This is a genomic window from Rhodococcus phenolicus, from assembly GCF_001646785.1.
Taxonomy (GTDB): Bacteria; Actinomycetota; Actinomycetes; order Mycobacteriales; family Mycobacteriaceae; genus Rhodococcus; species Rhodococcus phenolicus.
The window spans coordinates 1-15,469 of the sequence record NZ_LRRH01000099.1; the positions used below are offsets into that span (position 1 = coordinate 1).

Annotated in this window: 16 protein-coding genes and 3 pseudogenes; 7 read left to right on the plus strand and 12 right to left on the minus strand. The window is 64.1% G+C overall.

Going from position 1 to position 15,469, the window contains the following annotated elements; genetic code table 11:
- Positions 1-183 precede the first annotated feature (183 nt).
- The 6 genes and pseudogenes from A8G15_RS24245 to A8G15_RS24270 form a co-directional block, all read left to right on the plus strand.
- Positions 184-507: pseudogene (locus A8G15_RS24245) on the plus strand (IS21 family transposase); the annotation flags it as partial.
- Between the two features lie 173 nt (positions 508-680).
- Positions 681-2,242, plus strand: a pseudogene (gene istA / locus A8G15_RS30140) (IS21 family transposase).
- Positions 2,239-2,991: an ATP-binding protein gene (locus A8G15_RS24255; protein WP_064257509.1), complete on the plus strand. Its 753-nt coding sequence runs from the start codon at positions 2,239-2,241 to the stop codon at positions 2,989-2,991. The pseudogene istA and the gene A8G15_RS24255 overlap by 4 nt, the downstream one beginning before the upstream one ends.
- Before the next feature lie 193 nt (positions 2,992-3,184).
- Positions 3,185-4,024, plus strand: a complete 840-nt coding sequence (locus tag A8G15_RS24260) for a Mu transposase domain-containing protein (RefSeq protein WP_219130571.1) — start codon at positions 3,185-3,187, stop codon at positions 4,022-4,024.
- The gene (istB, locus tag A8G15_RS24265) at positions 4,021-4,815 is read left to right on the plus strand and encodes an IS21-like element helper ATPase IstB (protein ID WP_064257511.1); all 795 of its coding nucleotides are present in this window, start codon (positions 4,021-4,023) and stop codon (positions 4,813-4,815) included. Before A8G15_RS24260 ends, istB begins: the two co-directional genes overlap by 4 nt.
- Before the next feature lie 207 nt (positions 4,816-5,022).
- Entirely contained in the window at positions 5,023-5,403 is a 381-nt protein-coding gene (locus A8G15_RS24270; RefSeq protein ID WP_156665538.1) for an MFS transporter, read from the plus strand.
- A 44-nt stretch (positions 5,404-5,447) separates the two neighbouring features.
- Here the strand turns inward: A8G15_RS24270 and A8G15_RS24275 are convergent, their stop codons facing one another.
- The 10 genes from A8G15_RS24275 to A8G15_RS24320 all read right to left on the minus strand — a co-directional run bounded on the left by A8G15_RS24275 (position 5,448) and on the right by A8G15_RS24320 (position 13,879).
- A complete protein-coding gene (locus A8G15_RS24275; RefSeq protein ID WP_064257513.1) occupies positions 5,448-6,248 on the minus strand; it encodes an IclR family transcriptional regulator in 801 nt (266 codons plus the stop codon).
- A gap of 46 nt (positions 6,249-6,294) precedes the next feature.
- The gene (phtC, locus tag A8G15_RS24280; protein ID WP_064257514.1) at positions 6,295-7,044 is read right to left on the minus strand and encodes a 3,4-dihydroxyphthalate decarboxylase; all 750 of its coding nucleotides are present in this window, start codon (positions 7,042-7,044) and stop codon (positions 6,295-6,297) included.
- Positions 7,041-8,276: an NAD(P)/FAD-dependent oxidoreductase gene (locus tag A8G15_RS24285; protein WP_064257515.1), complete on the minus strand. Its 1,236-nt coding sequence runs from the start codon at positions 8,274-8,276 to the stop codon at positions 7,041-7,043. Before A8G15_RS24285 ends, phtC begins: the two co-directional genes overlap by 4 nt.
- On the minus strand, positions 8,273-8,470 hold the full coding sequence (locus A8G15_RS24290) for a ferredoxin (protein ID WP_006897055.1): 198 nt from the start codon (positions 8,468-8,470) through the stop codon (positions 8,273-8,275). The genes A8G15_RS24285 and A8G15_RS24290 overlap by 4 nt, the downstream gene beginning before the upstream one ends.
- Positions 8,471-8,518: 48 nt before the next feature.
- Positions 8,519-8,824, minus strand: coding sequence for a hypothetical protein (locus A8G15_RS24295; RefSeq protein WP_006897056.1), 306 nt, complete (start codon positions 8,822-8,824; stop codon positions 8,519-8,521).
- Entirely contained in the window at positions 8,821-9,432 is a 612-nt protein-coding gene (locus tag A8G15_RS24300) for a 3-phenylpropionate/cinnamic acid dioxygenase subunit beta (RefSeq protein WP_006897057.1), read from the minus strand. Before A8G15_RS24300 ends, A8G15_RS24295 begins: the two co-directional genes overlap by 4 nt.
- A gap of 2 nt (positions 9,433-9,434) precedes the next feature.
- A complete protein-coding gene (locus tag A8G15_RS24305; RefSeq protein ID WP_006897058.1) occupies positions 9,435-10,898 on the minus strand; it encodes an aromatic-ring-hydroxylating dioxygenase subunit alpha in 1,464 nt (487 codons plus the stop codon).
- A 138-nt stretch (positions 10,899-11,036) separates the two neighbouring features.
- Positions 11,037-11,903, minus strand: coding sequence for an aldo/keto reductase (locus tag A8G15_RS24310; protein WP_006897059.1), 867 nt, complete (start codon positions 11,901-11,903; stop codon positions 11,037-11,039).
- A 75-nt stretch (positions 11,904-11,978) separates the two neighbouring features.
- Positions 11,979-13,121 (minus strand): MFS transporter, encoded by a 1,143-nt coding sequence (locus A8G15_RS24315; RefSeq protein WP_020171244.1) that lies wholly within the window; start codon positions 13,119-13,121, stop codon positions 11,979-11,981.
- A 101-nt stretch (positions 13,122-13,222) separates the two neighbouring features.
- Positions 13,223-13,879 carry an N-carbamoylsarcosine amidohydrolase gene (locus A8G15_RS24320; RefSeq protein ID WP_055476446.1) on the minus strand — a complete coding sequence of 219 codons (657 nt, stop codon included), beginning with the start codon at positions 13,877-13,879 and terminating at the stop codon, positions 13,223-13,225.
- Between the two features lie 28 nt (positions 13,880-13,907).
- Between A8G15_RS24320 and A8G15_RS24325 the strand changes: the two are divergent.
- Positions 13,908-14,681 (plus strand): annotated as a pseudogene (locus A8G15_RS24325) (IS630 family transposase); the annotation flags it as partial.
- On the opposite strand, the gene A8G15_RS31510 reads toward A8G15_RS24325, so the two are convergent.
- On the minus strand, positions 14,678-14,983 hold the full coding sequence (locus tag A8G15_RS31510; RefSeq protein ID WP_211270235.1) for a polysaccharide deacetylase family protein: 306 nt from the start codon (positions 14,981-14,983) through the stop codon (positions 14,678-14,680). The pseudogene A8G15_RS24325 and the gene A8G15_RS31510 overlap by 4 nt on opposite strands.
- Complete coding sequence (locus A8G15_RS31515) at positions 14,949-15,341, minus strand: polysaccharide deacetylase family protein (protein ID WP_211270234.1); 393 nt, start codon at positions 15,339-15,341, stop codon at positions 14,949-14,951. Before A8G15_RS31515 ends, A8G15_RS31510 begins: the two co-directional genes overlap by 35 nt.
- Positions 15,342-15,469: the final 128 nt, after the last annotated feature.

Genomic DNA, 15,469 nt, shown 5'->3' on the forward strand with positions numbered 1-15,469 from the left:
CACCTTCTGGGGCTTGACCTACGCGCCTCCGCATCGACTGTCAATAGAAAGCGCTGTGGAAGCCGCGAAAGGACTGGACTTCCTTGCACCAACGGGCGTGCCCTCTACGTTTGTCGACGGCGGGTGAATACTGACCCCCGGGTGACGGGTGAATCTTGACCCCTCCCGACCCTGGGAGGGTGATTGGTGGAGCAGTGGGCCGAGATACGCCGGTTGCATAACAGCGAGGGTGTGCCGATCAAGGAGATCTCCAGGAGGCTGGGGATAGCGAGGAATACGGTGCGATCAGCGTTGGCCTCATCCGAGCCGCCGAAGTACAAGCGAGCCCCGAAGGGATCGCTGGCCGATGCGTTCGAACCGGAGATCCGCAAGCTTCTGGCGGAGTATCCGACGATGCCGGCCACGGTGATCGCCGAGCGGATCGCCTGGCCGCACTCGATGACCGTGCTTAAGGACCGCGTGCGAGCGATCCGCCCCGAGTACCGCGGGGTTGACCCGGCGGACCGTATCGAGCACAAGTGAATATTCGTCTCACTGGGGTCCACCGGTATTGCCTCCGGGGGCCAGTGGCCGGGATCGCGAATATTGCGCTTGGGGGCCAGCAGTAGCGCCCGTGGGGGCCACCCGCTTCTAGGCTCCTTCCGCCGCGTGTATAGGGCACGCGGCGGAAGGAGCAATCCGTGACTGTACGGAAGATCAGGGCGAAGCTCGTGTTGCAGCTTCGCGCCGAAGGCCTGTCCGGGGGGCAATTGCCGCCTCGCAGGGCATGTCCCGCAAGAGCATCACCGCGGTGCTGGAGGCCGCCGATGCGACCGAGACGAGCTGGGACGACGTCGCCGAGCTGACCGATGAGCGGGTGTACGCCCGCCTGTTCCCGGGGCGCGGTGAGCACGAGAGCGTGTTCGCCCAGCCGGACTGGGAGCAGGTCCACCGCGAGATGGCCCGGGTCGGGGTCACGCTCAAGCTGCTGCACGGCGAGTACACCGACCGCTGCGCCCACGCGAAAGCGCCGGCGATGGGATATGACCGGTGGTGCAAGACCTACCAGCGACACGTGATGGTGACCGGCGCCGCCTCCCGCGTGGGGCACAAGGCCGGCCAGACGGTCGAGGTCGACTGGTCCGGCCCCACGATGGAGGTGACCGACCCGGTCACCGGGGCGACGCGGAAGGTGTATCTGTTCGTGGCGTGCCTGCCGTTCAGCCGGTACGCGTTCGTCTGGCCCAGCACCGACATGCAGCAGGACGCGTGGCTTCGGGCTCACGTGGCGATGTTCGACGCCATCGGCGGGTCGGTACCGCGGATCGTGTGCGACAACCTCAAGACCGGCGTGGTCAAGCACCCCCGCGACGGCGAGATCGTCCTCAACGACGCCTACCGGGAGATGGCCGCCCACTACTCCGCAGCCGTTCTGCCAGGCCGGATACGGCGCCCGAAGGACAAGGCGAGCACCGAGAACACCGTGGCGCACGTGGCGACCTGGGTGATCGCCGGCCTGCGGGACCGGACGTTTCACACGGTGCCCGAACTGGCCGAGGCGATCGGTGAGCGGATGGACGCCTAAAACCGCGAACCATTCCAGAAACGCCCCGGCTCGAGACTGAGCGTGTTCACCGCCGAGGAGCGGCCGCTACTCACGCCGCTGCCCGCGGTGGCGTTCGAGATCAGCCGGTGGCTCTACGGCCGCCGGGTCGGCCGCAACGGGCACGTGGTGTTCGAGCGCAACTTCTACTCCGCCCCGCTGGCCCACATCGGTACCAAGGTCGATGTGCGGATCACCGCCCGCACGCTGGAGATCTACCGCGGCACCGAGCGGATCTCCAGCCACCTGCTGCTCCCAGCTGGAGCCGCCGGGCAGTACCGCACCAACGACGCCGACCTGCCGGCCGGCCGCCAGTACCAACAGTGGGATGCACCCCGGGTACGGGAGTGGGCCGAGCGGGTGGGGCCAGCGGCGGTCATCGTGATCAACCGGATCTTCGAATCCGTACCCGTCGACGAACAGGGCCTCGACGCCGCCCTGGCGGTGCTGCGCCTTTCGCGGCGGTTCTCAGCCGAGCGCGTCGAAGCCGCCTGCGCCCTGGCGCTGACCGGGCCCGTGCGCTCGCCCCGCTACGCGCATATCCACCCGATCCTGGCCACCGGCCAAGACAAGACCGCCGCCCTACAGCCACGCACGAAGCCCGAACAGGCCGGCGGGTACGTCCGCGGCGCCGACTACTACGCCAGGAGCACCCGATGAGCAGCATCGATAGCGAGACCAAGCGCAAGCTCCGCGAGATGGGCGCCCAGCCACTGCTCGAGGCGATCGAAGCGCAACACGACGACCACGTGGTCGGCATGAACTTCGGCGAGCGCCTGCAGCTGGTCGTCGACCACGCCCACGAGAGCTTCAACCACTCCAAGATCGACGGACTCATCCGCCGGGCCAACCTGCGCTACCCAGCAGCCGATCTGCGGCGCGTGGACCTGGTCGAGGAACGCGGCCTGGACCGCGCCGTCCTCGCGCAGCTGGCCACCTGCTCGTTCATCCAGCGCCAACAGAACGTCGTCTTCCAGGGCTTCACCGGCTCGGGCAAGTCCTACCTCGGCTGTGCCCTGGCCAAGCAGGCATGCCAGCACCGCTTCCGGGCGCACTACATCCGAATGCCCGACCTCGAAGAAGCCTGGGCCCTGGCCAAAGGCCGACCCCAAGGCCAGAACAAATTCCTCAAAAAGTACGCCGCGTTCTCCCTGCTGGTGATCGACGAATGGCTCCTAGACCACCCCGACGAGACGATCAGCAGAATGCTCCTCGAGCTCCTTGAACGACGCTACGACACCGGGTCGACCGTGTTCTGCACCCAGTATTCCAAGAAGGACTGGCACCAGCGCCTGGGCTCCGGAGTACACGCCGACGCCGTCATGGACCGCATCGTGCACAACACCATCTGGATCGACACCGGCACCCACAACATGCGCGAGCATGCGGCCGCTGCCGGGAGTCAGTAAATAATCCCCGAGACGGGGCCGGTGGTCCCCACAGACGCGATCACCGGCCCCCAACGGCAATACTGCTGGCCCCCAAACGCAATATCCGATGGCCCCCAAGCCTCCAAATACTCACAAGCCCGGCGATACGACGCAGTGCGATCTGTGGTTCCCGAAGACGCTGATTCCGCTGGGCGCAGGTCAGAGTGCTCAGATGCCGGTGTTGGTGATGACGCTGGCGTTCTCGAGGTACATCTCGGCGACGATGATCCCCTCCCGGATGGCCGGGGACATCCTGGCCGGCATGTGGCTGCTGCTGGGCCAGCTCGGGGCTGTATCCCATCGCCTGTGGTGGGACCGGGAATCGGCGATCGCGACCTCGGCGGGCAAGCCGACGGTCGATGCCGCGGCGTTCGCCGGGACATTGTCGTCGAAGCTGGTCATTGCCCCGCCGCGGGACCCAGAGTTCAAGGGGATGGTCGAACGACACAACGGCTACCTCGGCCAGTCGTTCATGGCGGGCCGGACCTTCACCGGCCCCGAGGACTTCAATGGCCAGCTCACCGAGTGGCTGGAAACAGCCAACTCGCGCACCGTGCGAGTGTTGGGAGCTCGACCCGTCGACGCACTAGTCGAGGACCGGGCCCGGATGCTCGCCCTTCCGCCGGTCGCACCGACCACGGGCCTGCGCACGACGGTGAGACTGGCGCGGGACTACTACGTCCGTATCGACTCGGTGGACTACTCAGTCGACCCCCGCGTGATCGGTCGCCTGGTCGAGGTAGTCGCCAGCCTGCATACGGTGACGGTGAACTGCGCGGGCGCCCTGGTGGCTGAGCACCGCCGCAGCTGGTCCCGCCGCGGGACGGTCACCAACCCCGAGCATGTGGAGCTGGCAAAGCAACTGCGCGTGGACTACTGGCAGCGGACCCGCGAGCAACCACCGATGAGTTCGTTCACTGATCCGGTGGTGCGCCCGCTGCGCGACTACGACGACCTCTACGACGTCGACTTCGCCGGGAACGCAGCATTGGATTCGGAGGTGTCGGCATGAGCGAAGACGCCTCGTCCCAGGTCGCCTACGCAGCCCGGGTGCTCAAGACCCCGACCATCTCGGGCGTGTTCGCCGACCTCGCCGATACCGCCCGTAGGCAGGGCTGGACCTACGAGGAGTACCTGGCCGCAGTCTTGGGCCGCCAGGTCGCCGACCGAGAGGCCTCCGGCATCCAGGTCCGCACGCGAGCGGCACACTTCCCGCAGGTCAAGACGCTCGAGGACTTCAATGTCGACCATCAGCCCACCTTGCGCAAAGACGTGCTCGCGCACTTAGCGACGAGCACTTACATCGGCAAGGCCGACAACGTAGTCCTGCTCGGGCCGCCCGGAGTGGGCAAGACCCACCTGGCGATCGCCCTCGGATACAAGGCGATCGCCGCCGGCTACGCCGTGCAGTTCGACACCGCCGTCGGCTGGCTCGCCAGGCTTCAGGCCGCGCACGCCGAGAACCGCCTAGAGGCCGAGCTGCGCAAGTTGCGCCGCTACAAGCTGCTCATCATCGACGAGGTCGGCTACATCCCGTTCGACTCCGACGCCGCCAACCTGTTCTTCCAGCTCGTGGCTCACCGCTACGAGCAGGGCTCGATCCTGGTGACCTCGAACATGCCATTCGGCCGCTGGGGCGAGATCTTCGCCGACGACATCGTCGCCGCCGCGATGATCGACCGTCTCGTCCACCACGCCGAGGTCCTCACCCTCGGCGGCCAGTCCTACCGGACCAAAGCACGACGAGACCTCATGACCGCACAGACCAACAACCAGAGGGGTCAGAATTCGCCCGTCACATAGGGGTCAATTTTCACCCGCCGTTGACAACGTTCAACACATTGCACGGGCCATACGTGCCCGTTCGCCGCCGCTATGATCGGCGACCGCAACGGGGAGTTCAACGCACACAAGGGGACCCGCTCCCGTGCGGCCCCTCAGCGGGGGCACGTTCGATTTCCGAAGCGGGGCGTGCGTCCCCGCGCCTCACCGCTACAGCAAACCTCCGGCGTGTCAGCACTTTCTCTGATCCAGACAGCACTCATCGTCTGCGCCGTCGGGCTTTCACTCATGGCGATCCCCACCACCTGGAGCTACGTGGTAGGTGTCCTGCTAGCGGTGGGCCTGGGGTGGGGGTGGCCAGGTCTGGTGCACTTCCTCATCTCGCACATGGCGCCTGGGGCCACCGCAGCGGCCACCGACATTGTCCAGACCGGCACGTACATCGGCAATACCATCGGCCCCATGCTCACCGGGGTGGCCCTTAGCCTCGGTAACTCGACACTGACCTGGGCGATGCTCGTCACTATGGCAACCGTCGCCGTGGTCATTTCCTTCTTCTTCGGGCTCCGACTGCGGAGAATCGACTCTCTAGAATCGCCGCTGAGCTGAGGTGGTCCTGTCCACAGCACCACCGTCACTGGCCGTCGAGATCCTTAAACGAGCAAGTTCTGGATTTCTTTGGCGGCTGTCTGGAGCATAGCTCCGAGTTCTGTGCGGAGTTGTTCAGTCATGCGGTGAGCGGGCACGGATACATTGATCCCGTAGTATCCTCCGCTCGGGCTGGTGATGGGAACAGCGACTGACATGACGCCGTCTTCGCTTTCTTCCTGGCTCGTTGAGTATTCGGTTTGCCGAATCGTTTCGAGGGCACGCTCCAGATCGGAACGGGAAATGATAGATCCCTTGGTGAGACCCGGGAGCTCCTCATACGGGTACAGGGCATGCAGTTGTTCCGTGGTGAGTAGGCTCAGCATTGCTTTGCCCGTTGCAGTGCAGTTGGCAGGAAGCATCGCACCTTGACGTGAGGCAACGCGGACGGCACGTTGGCTTTCGATGGCCTCCAGAAAGTGTGCGTTCGAGCCTTTGAGCTCGGCAAAGTGCACCGTCTCTCCGGTTGCCTCGAATACCCTTTCCATTGCTGGACGAATTAGCGTTCCGATGTCGACGTGGCGCCGTATGGCGAAGGCGATGGAGCTGAGTGCTTGTCCGGGTTCGTACGCTTTGGTCTGAGGGTTCTGCCGTACGAAACCTCGGTAGAGGAGCATCCCCATGAGGCGATGGGCCGTAGATGACGCCACTCCGAGGTACTTGCTGGCATCGGTGAGCCGGATGCTCGGCCGAGTCTCGAAGAGCAGCAACAATCGGAGTGCGTTGTCGACGGATTCGATGGGGTACTGCGGAGGAGGGCCGTATCTGGAGTCGTCCTCCGCCCGTGATGCGGACATGAGCTTCATGTTACTGACCGGGGGTTCAGTCTCTGTCCGGCTAGGGCGCAGGCCGTCAACGAGGCTCACCAAGTCGTGCGAGTTCATGTCTCCAAGCAGTCTCTGTGTTGAATGCTCCTCCGAGGTCGGGCAGTTCGGCCATATCGGCGTCGGGCAGGTCGACGAGGTGCCCACCAGCCGAAGTCACTTGCAGTGCCAACCCGGACAGGCCGTCCACGCTGATGGCCTGGAGAACTGCTTGCTCGACGGTTTCGGCCGCGCTGGTGAGGCCGTGGCCCCGCAGCACAACAACGGGCCTTGTTCCCATGGCATCGGCCATTTCGGTGGCGAGCCGACGGTCGCGGATGAGTACTCCGCGGGGATAGACGGGCACCCCGTTGGCGGCGAGGCGGGCTCCGGGAATGTCGTACGCCCCTACGATGGGGCGTACTGCAAGCCCTGCCAGGTCGGCGGCAACCACTCGCGGGGGATGGGCGTGAACGACAGCCCGGATGTCTGGGCGGCGCCGGAAGAGCTCGGTGTGCAGCGGCAGTTCGTTGGGGACCGTGTATCCGCCCGCGAGCTCGCCGTCGGCGGCGGGATTGCCGTCGAGGTCCACCATGCGGATGTCTTCGGCTTGCGTATACGCCAGTCCGCGTTCGTACGGGCCGCGACAGCGCACCAGCAATGTGCTGTCGGTAATTTTCAGGCTGATGTGACCCAAGATTCCATCTGCAAGGCCCCGATGGGCCAAGACCCGGCAGGCGAGGGCGATATGTTCCCGGCTGACGCTCTCGGTCTGGGGCAGCAAGTTTCCGGGTGTCATGACGCCCTCCTCGGCGGTGGCTCCAACTGGGGTTCGAGCTTGGCGCGCAGATCCTGCACCGTGATGCCCCTGGCCATGCCCAGACGGCAGGCAATGAGGGCTTTGGGCCAGTTCACGATGGCTGCGCCCCGGACGGTGGTGCCGTCGGTGGTGTAGAGGGCGGCGAACTTGCCGTGGACCTGCGGGTGTCCGATGAGGACGTGGTCGACATTGCCTCCGACGCGTCCCACGACCTGAATTTTCCAGTCGTGCTGGTCGCTCCACACGTATTCAATGGGCGTGTAGGCGCGCGGCTGTTCCGGATGGATGATGTTGTAGGCCACGCAGGCGGCCTGTTCCACCGCGTTAGTCCAGTGCTCGGTCCTGACGTCCTCGCCGTGCTTCTGGTGGCGCCAGCGGGCTACGTCGCCGACGGCGTACACGTTCGCAGCGTCGAGGGCTTGACAGTACTCGTTGAGCACGACCCCGTTGTCCACCAGCAGGCCGGATGCGCTAAGCCAGGAGTCATTGGGGATGACGCCAATACCGATCAGCACGGTGGCCGCCTGAACGCTCTCACCGTTGGTCAGGTGGAGGGAGAAGTTGCCCTCCTCGCCTTCGATAGCTTCCACTCCGGTGCCGAACATGGTGTCGACCCCGTTGTCCTGGTGAAGGTCTGCGAACCACTGGCCGATCTCAGGGTTAAAGAGGCGGCTCATGGGCACGGGCACCGGGTCGATGACGGTGACCTCCAATCCCAGGCCGCGGGCGGTGGCTGCCGCTTCGGCGCCGATGAACCCTGCCCCGATAACGGCCAGCGCCCCACCCCGGAGAAGGTCCCCACGTAGTTCGCGGGCGTCCTCAAGGGTGCGCAGCACGTGAATCCCTGGAGACTGGCCCCAGGGAGAGGGCCGGGGTGATGCTCCGGTGGCAATGACGAGGTTGTCGTAGCGAAGGGGGTCATGCCCTTCAAGCTTCAGCAGGTTCTCGGCGACGTCCAGATCGACAGCGCGGTGCCCCAGCAAGAGTTGGATGTCCTCGGCATCGGCCTGCTCCTGTGTCAGCAGCCGGATAGAGTCCTCGTCGGCGGATCCCGCAAGAACGGATTTCGACAATGGCGGCTTATCGTAGGGAAGTTCGGTCTCTTCTCCCACGAGGATGATCTCCCCCTTATAGCCTTCCAGCCGGAGGGACTGCGCGGTGCGCACCCCGGCAATGGAGGACCCGACGACGACGACGGTGCCCGGGCTCATGCGTCCTCTACCACCAGTGCGGAGACCGGGCAGCTGCGCGCGGCTTCGGTGACGCGGGCGCGGTCGGCTTCGGGGACTTCGGTCTGGAGCAGCACGACGATCCCGTCGTCGTCCAGGTCGAAGTAGTCAGAGGCTCCGACGACGCAGTTCGCGTATCCCTGACAGGCCTGCAGATCGGCTTTTACAACGGGCATGGTCGAACTCCTTAGCTTGAGACGGTGGTGCTCTGGCGGTTGGGGTGTTTATTCGTCTTCGGCCACGAGCGGCCCGAAAGGGTGTCCGATCATGGCCGAGAACGTGGCCGGGGCCTGCCAGGTCAGGGACTCCAGTTCCAGCGGACAGAGCGTTACCCACTGGCCCGAACGAGGAGATTGAATCATCAGCCGCGAACCGTTGCGGGTCTCGATGCGGGTGACCTGGACCTCCGAGAACTCGTTAGCGATCACGATCGGCTTGCCGGTGACGTGCTCTTCGAGCCGGCGGCGTTCCTCGGTGGCCTGGATCGCCGCGAGGCGGTCTTCCTCCTCGCCTTCCCATTCCAGTTTCACAGGAAGATCGCCAGGTTCTGCATGCGGATGACCGACTCGTCGACCATGATGGTGCGACGGGCCAGCTCCCACCCGGACCCGGATGAGGTACGGCGGAGGAGATCCTCGCGTCCTGCCGAGACAGTGGAGGACTCCCCGACGTCACCACGGCTGCGGAAGAGAAGAACCGCCGAGTCCACGATGATCTCTTGCGGGTCGGGGGTGCGGAAGGTGCGCACGTTGGTGATGTAGTGGCGCAGCCGTGATGGGGGGTCTTCGGTCCACGCGTGCTCGGTGGCGAAGCGTGCCACGCGGCGACTGAGCGAGTACTTGTTCTCGTCCCAGTGCGCCATCCCCGGTGAGGTGGAGTATCCGGCGCCCAGGGCAGTGGTGACGCGGACGGGCATGAGATAGTGCACGTCATCGGCGATCCGGGAGAGCCACTCGTCGTAGTCCTGGGCGTCCAACAGGTACGCCTCATCGACCAGCCAACGATGCGCCTCCAGGTGAAGTTCATCGTTGAAAGGCAGGGTCTGCCCCGTCCGCTGAGTACGCGGGGCGTGGGCTCCCAGCGCCGATTGTTCGGACAGCGTCAAGTTCTCGTTCTCGTGTGCCGTTCCAACACTCATGATCAGACCTCCTCGTGAAGGGTTGCTGCGGGCGCGGTCTCTGCGCTGCCGCAGGCCGGGCGGGCGGGCCCCGATCCGGCGGCCGGTGGCGCTTGCACCGGGTCCGAGCCCACGTGCACCTGCGCTGCGGCTTCTACCGGACGTTCGAGGTGATCGGCCCACCGGCGCAACAACTCCCGCTGGTTGTACTCGCTGTAGCCGACACGGGTGGCGCCGGGTCCCGAGTATTCCTCGGGGGACAGGGCCTCGACGACGTTCTCGCCGTTCTCGAGCATGCCCATCCGGCTGTTGAGCAGCAGACGCCGTGCCATGGAGCCGGCGGCAGTATTGGTGAGGGACACCCAGTTCTCGACGTCGTCCTGCTCGAACATGCCGCCACTGCCGAAGCACATGAGATACGCCTTGTAGGAAAGCGCTTTGTACTCCTCCGGCGCGTTCTTGTCGACGGCGAACCACGAGAGGACTTCCGTCTCGTTCTCGCTGATCGGCTGCCACACGCGGATAGAGATGAAGGGGAGCACCTCGTCGGAGCCCTCTTCGACCCGCGGCCAGTTATGGACGAAGCTCATGTTCGGGAACAGTGAGGCCGCCGAGATCATGAACCCGTCCTTGCCGACCACGTCGAGCTGCTCCTGGGTCCACTGCTCCTTCATCCGGGCGATCATCTCGTCCGGGTAGCCCACGTAGCGCAGGCGCTCCTCCAGGCCACCTTCGGGCAGCTTGTAAGTGGTGCCGCCACCGTTGCCAGCCCAGTACGTGGTGCCGTCCTTGCGCTTCTCCGCCTTGGGCTCGCGGAAGAGGCCGATCTCCACCACCGAGGTGTGGGTCTGGGGCGTGTGGTACATGTCCCCGGCGAAGTTCTCGGCCCCGATCTTCCAGTTCGCCTTGACCCGCCAACGCTGAGGGCCACGCAGCTCGATGCCGTCCGCGCTCTGCTTCGTGTAGTAGTCCAGGTAGAACTTGAAGTCCCCCAGGAACTCCTCCAGGGGCTCGGCATCCGGGTCCATGCTGATGAAGATCAGACCGTTGTACGTGGCCAGCGAGGGAGCAGGCAACAAGGTCTGGCCCTTCTTCTTGAAGCCTTCCTCCCCGCCGTATGCCTCCTTGTGAAACGGCAGGCCAACGAGGCGCCCGTCATTGCGGTAAGACCAACCGTGGTACGGGCAACGGAAGTGGGAGGCATTGCCCATCTCCGCCCGGCACACCTGCATGCCCCGGTGGAGGCACATGTTGAACAGGGCCCGGACCTGGCCCTGTTCGTCCCGAGAGATAATGAACGAGTCCTCGAGGACCCTGCGGACCACGTAGTCACCAGCCTCGGGGACCTCCGACTCGTGGGCGACGAACAGCCAGCTGCGGCTGAAGAGACGTTCCTTCTCGAGTTCGAAGAGCTCTTTGTCGTTGTAGATATGTGCAGGGATCATGCCCCGCCGTACGTCCTCGAGGACGCCGTGATGGTCTGCCATGGGAGAGCTCCTTCTCGATCATCGATCAGTCAGTCTGTAGAGCAGAGGTCCACTCTGTCGTGAAGAGGTTTCCGCATTTTGTGATCTACGTCAACCCCTCCCACTCTTCGTGCCAGGTACGGGTGGGTGCGGCAAGGGTCAGTGGCCGTTTTCGGGGGAGTCGGAGTCGCGGGCGGCGTTCTCTCCGCGGTCCAGCCTCGCCAGGGCGGCCATTTCCTCGGCAGTCAGGGAGAAATCGAACACCGAGATGTTCTCGACCAGCCATGCGGGTTTGGCGGCCTGCGGGATCGGGACGATTCCTTGCTGGACGTGCCAGCGGAGCAGAACCTGCGCCGGACTCTTTGCTGTCCGTTGCGCGATCTGCACCACGATGGGGTGGTCACGCAGTCCCGATTCGCGACCAATAGGGCTCCAGGCCTCGGTAATGATGCCCAGGTCCTGGTGCACTGCCCGCGGGGGTAGCCGTGCGAGATCGGGGCTGAGCTGGATCTGGTTCACGTCAGGAACCACGCCGGTCGCGGCAATGACCTTCTCCAAATGGTCCGGCTTGAAATTGGAGACACCGATCGCTTTGACACGGCCTTCGTCCAAGAGCTTGACGAGGCCTCTCCATGCCTCGGTGTACTGGTCCAAGGCCGGCACGGGCCAGTGGCACATGAACATGTCCAGGTAGTCCAGGCCCAAGGCTTGGAGACTGCGGTCGTAGGCCCTCTGCACACCGTCGACGCTGTGGGACTCCTTGTTGAACTTGCTGGAGACGAACAGCTCTTCACGCGCAACGCCGGCAGTGCGGACACCGCGTCCCACCGCGTCTTCATTGCGGTACTGGAACGCGGTGTCGACGAGCCGGTAGCCGCTTTGAATGGCGTAGCGGACGGCCGTCTCGCACTCTTCCCCCACCAGTGGCCAGGTGCCCAGGCCCAGATGCGGAATGCTATGCCCGTGCCGCAGTCGGAGCCTCGGGACCGTTGCGGGGTCATCGCTCGGATGGGTTTTCGTCGTCATGGACAGCCTCTCGTCGAAACGTCTTGCTTTCTTGTCACCGGAGGCAAATAGCGCGAGCCTCGGGGTCTGTGTCGGTCAGTCGACATCTTTGTTGGATCTCCAGGTGGTTGCAGCTGGGGTGATGATGAGCAGGCCCGCGGCCAGCAGGGCCGCGGTCACCGGAACGAGGGTGACCAGCCCGGCCATGCCCAGCGGTGAGAGGAAGAGCGCCGTGGCGCGGAAAGTGCCCGTCAATGCGAGGGCGTCTCCGCGTTCTTCTGGGTGCACCTTCTCCGCTGCGATGGCCGGACCGACGGTCTGCAGGACCCCGGCACCGATGCCGGAGATGGCCAGGGCAATGGCCACCGGGGCGGTCAGACCGGCGAACGGTCCCACTGCGGCCAGTCCCAGCCCTGTAGCTATCATCCCGATGACCAGAGACGCCCTGACGCCCCGGCGCCGGACCCACCCGCTGGCGGTACTACCGACGAGAACGGTGGCGTTGGCGATGGAGAGCAGGATACCGATGACTGCAGCCGGTTGGCCTGCCAGGGACAGGGCCAAAGGGACGTAGGAGTCCAGAAGGCTTTTCCAAACCCCTGCGCCCGTGTTCATCCAGCAGGCAGCGTTGACACCGGGTCGTCGCCACAGACGGACATCCCTGCCAGTGGGTGAAGAAGGCCTGGCCGCGAACGGGGGAAACCTGATCAACAAGGCCGCGGGGACGACGGCGACGGAACCTGCGACGATCCCCATCATGAGTGGCAGTTGCACCGAGGCCTCCCAGAGGTATCCGGCCACCGTGGGGCCGAGAAGCGCACCGATCCCCGCCGCCAGATTGACGTCCCGGAGGCCACTGACCGGTGCGGCGGATGTACGAACGGCGTGGGTCTGGCTGCTGGTCCAGAAGAACGCCCGGGCTATTCCCTGGACCAACTGGGACGCGACAAAAAACACGACCGCGGGAGAAATCGCGAGCAGTGCGCACGAGATCGCGATCATCAGCCCGGATCCCACGAGGAAGGACCTGTCCGGAATCCGACGCATCAACGCGCCCATGTACAGGCGGGTGATCAGCTGTGCGATGGCAGCCACGGCGACCAGCAGCCCGATCTCACTGGGGGTGTAGCCCGCATGCACACCCAAAAGAGGGACGACAACGGACAAAGTGCCCAGCGCGAAGCTGAACAAGATGATGGCCAGCGCGCTCAAGGCCCTGTCATAGTTGACGGAGTCCATGTGCTTTCCCGTGGTGGTAACTCTTTCGCATCGACGTCCTCAAGGATCCGCTGATGCGCTGGCCGATGAGCTTTCGTCACCGGTGTCCGTATTCGGCGTCTCTACTGGTGGACATGCTGGAGGTAGGCGCTGGCGTCCTCCAGGCTCACGACGTCACCGTACTTGTTGTCGATGTCGAAGAGGCTTGCCAGGTGTGGCAGCTCTGCTCTGTCTCCCACGCCCTCTTCCACAACGACTGTGTGGAATCCGTAGGAGCACGCGTCCACAGCGGTGGCGCGGATGCATCCGCTGGTCGTGCATCCGAGGAGGATCACCGTGTCCACGCCCCGGGAGATCAGACGAGCTGCCAGATCGGTACCGAAGAAACAGGACGCGTACTTTTTGACCAGCAGCATCTCGTTCTCGCGACGACCCAGTCGCTCATCCAGCTCCACCCACTCGTTTCCCTCCATCAGCCAGCTGTTGGAAGGGATCTTGCGGATCCACTTGCCGGCCTCCTGAAGGTCCGCATCGTAGGCGACCGTCGAGAAGATCACGGGCACGTCGGCATCGCGTGCGTCTGCAAGCAGTTGTTGGGTGGCCTGCAACTGAGAGTCGAGTTCGCCGGCCAGGGGGGATCTGGTGTCGGTGAACCCCCGGATCAGGTCGATGACCAGCAGCGCTGGCCGCTGCCCGAAGCCGGTCCGGCCGCCCAAACCTTTGGCTCGGAAATCTGCTCGAAGACGTTCGTATTCTTCAACGGCATTGCTGATAGACATTGTTGTCTCTTCTCTTCTCTGCTTTGTTCCTCCGCCGAAGAAGTACGGGGTGACGCACTGGTCCTCACGCCTGCTGGCGGATCATCTGAAGATCGGTAACGCCACCGTGGCCAGGGCGTGGCGCAAGTTCGGCGTGCAGCCTTGGCGGGCCGGAACGTTCAAGTTCTCCACCGATCCCGAACTGGTCGCGAAGGTCACCGACGTGGTGGGGTTGTACTTGGCGCCACCGGACAACGCGATCGTGTTGTGTGTTGACGAGAAGAGTCAGATCCAGGCGCTGGATAGGACCGCGCCGATGCTGCCGATGCGCACCGGCAGCATCGAAAGGCACACCCACGATTACAAGCGGCACGGCACGACGACTCTGTTCGCCGCGTTGGACATTGCGACCGGGCACGTCACCGGCGCGGTCAAGCCGAAGCATCGCCATCAGGAGTTCCTGGCGTTCCTGCGTCAGCTCGACCGCGCCTACCCGGAGGTGGACCTGCACCTGGTGATGGACAACTACGCCACCCACAAAACCCCGGCGGTGAAGGTGTGGCTGGCACAGCATCCGCGGTTCCACGTGCACTTCACCCCGACGTCCGGGTCCTGGCTCAACCTCGTGGAAGTCTGGTTCGGCATCATCGACCGGCAGGCCATCCGCCGCGGTGTCTTTACATCCGTCAAGGACCTCAATGCCAAGATTCGCCAGTTCATCACGGGCTGGAACGACCGCAAACACCCATTCGTCTGGACCAAAACTCCCGAACAGATCCTCGCGAAAGCCAACCCTAAACCAACTTCAGAAACGCGACACTAGGCCGCAGGACGATCCGCAACATTATTCTTGAAGTGAGCCGCGATATCATCCGACGTAGTAATCCAAACATCGTCCTGTTCGGCGATGAAATCCAGGGCCAGGTCAAGGTACTTCTGACGGAACGGCTGGTTGATGATGAACGGGTGAAGGCCAATGCCCATTACTCGCACATGGTCATCCGCTTCCTTAGACAGCTGCTCATACTGGTCCTTAATCAGCTGGACAAAGCCCTCACCGCTGAGACCGTTTCCGCCGAACAGCATCACATCATTCAAAACGGTCGAGTACGGAACACTGAGCATCGGCTTCTCGCCATTGAGATAGAACGGCTGGTCGTCGGCGCACCAGTTCCAGCACATATTCCAGCCCCAGTTCGGCGAGAATCTGAGGTGTCTCAAATGTCTCGGTAAGCGCGGGACCGATCCAACCAGTCGGACGAGTCCCCGTGTGCCGCTCGATTTCGTCCACGACCTCTTCAAGATATTTTCTCTCTACGCTCTTCTCCATCCCGTTCTGGAAGGTCGAATTGTCGCGACCATGAGCCACCCACGACCAGTTGCGCTCGTTTCCGGCCGCGATGACCTGGGGATAAAGCGAACATGCGTCAGAGTTCACAAAGGCGGTCGCCCGCATTCCGTGACGATCGAGCGATTCGATCATCCGCTAGATCCCCACCCGCATTCCATAGTCTCGCCACCCATAGTTGAGGGGGTCCGGGGTCAGCCCAGCTGTTCCGGCAAAAATTGATGTCGACGGCTTGTCGACCGGATAGTGTTCCACCGCGACGC

Excerpts from the sequence above, each read along its gene's own strand:
- A8G15_RS24255 (WP_064257509.1), top strand. The coding sequence starts at position 2,239 with ATGAGCAGCATCGATAGCGAGACCAAGCGCAAGCTCCGCGAGATGGGC.
- A8G15_RS24260 (WP_219130571.1), top strand. The coding sequence starts at position 3,185 with ATGCCGGTGTTGGTGATGACGCTGGCGTTCTCGAGGTACATCTCGGCG.
- istB (WP_064257511.1), top strand. The coding sequence starts at position 4,021 with ATGAGCGAAGACGCCTCGTCCCAGGTCGCCTACGCAGCCCGGGTGCTC.
- A8G15_RS24275 (WP_064257513.1), bottom strand. The coding sequence starts at position 6,248 with ATGAAGCTCATGTCCGCATCACGGGCGGAGGACGACTCCAGATACGGC.
- phtC (WP_064257514.1), bottom strand. The coding sequence starts at position 7,044 with ATGACACCCGGAAACTTGCTGCCCCAGACCGAGAGCGTCAGCCGGGAA.
- A8G15_RS24285 (WP_064257515.1), bottom strand. The coding sequence starts at position 8,276 with ATGAGCCCGGGCACCGTCGTCGTCGTCGGGTCCTCCATTGCCGGGGTG.
- A8G15_RS24290 (WP_006897055.1), bottom strand. The coding sequence starts at position 8,470 with ATGCCCGTTGTAAAAGCCGATCTGCAGGCCTGTCAGGGATACGCGAAC.
- A8G15_RS24300 (WP_006897057.1), bottom strand. The coding sequence starts at position 9,432 with ATGAGTGTTGGAACGGCACACGAGAACGAGAACTTGACGCTGTCCGAA.
- A8G15_RS24305 (WP_006897058.1), bottom strand. The coding sequence starts at position 10,898 with ATGGCAGACCATCACGGCGTCCTCGAGGACGTACGGCGGGGCATGATC.
- A8G15_RS24310 (WP_006897059.1), bottom strand. The coding sequence starts at position 11,903 with ATGACGACGAAAACCCATCCGAGCGATGACCCCGCAACGGTCCCGAGG.
- A8G15_RS24315 (WP_020171244.1), bottom strand. The coding sequence starts at position 13,121 with ATGGACTCCGTCAACTATGACAGGGCCTTGAGCGCGCTGGCCATCATC.
- A8G15_RS24320 (WP_055476446.1), bottom strand. The coding sequence starts at position 13,879 with ATGTCTATCAGCAATGCCGTTGAAGAATACGAACGTCTTCGAGCAGAT.
- A8G15_RS31510 (WP_211270235.1), bottom strand. The coding sequence starts at position 14,983 with ATGCTCAGTGTTCCGTACTCGACCGTTTTGAATGATGTGATGCTGTTC.
- A8G15_RS31515 (WP_211270234.1), bottom strand. The coding sequence starts at position 15,341 with ATGATCGAATCGCTCGATCGTCACGGAATGCGGGCGACCGCCTTTGTG.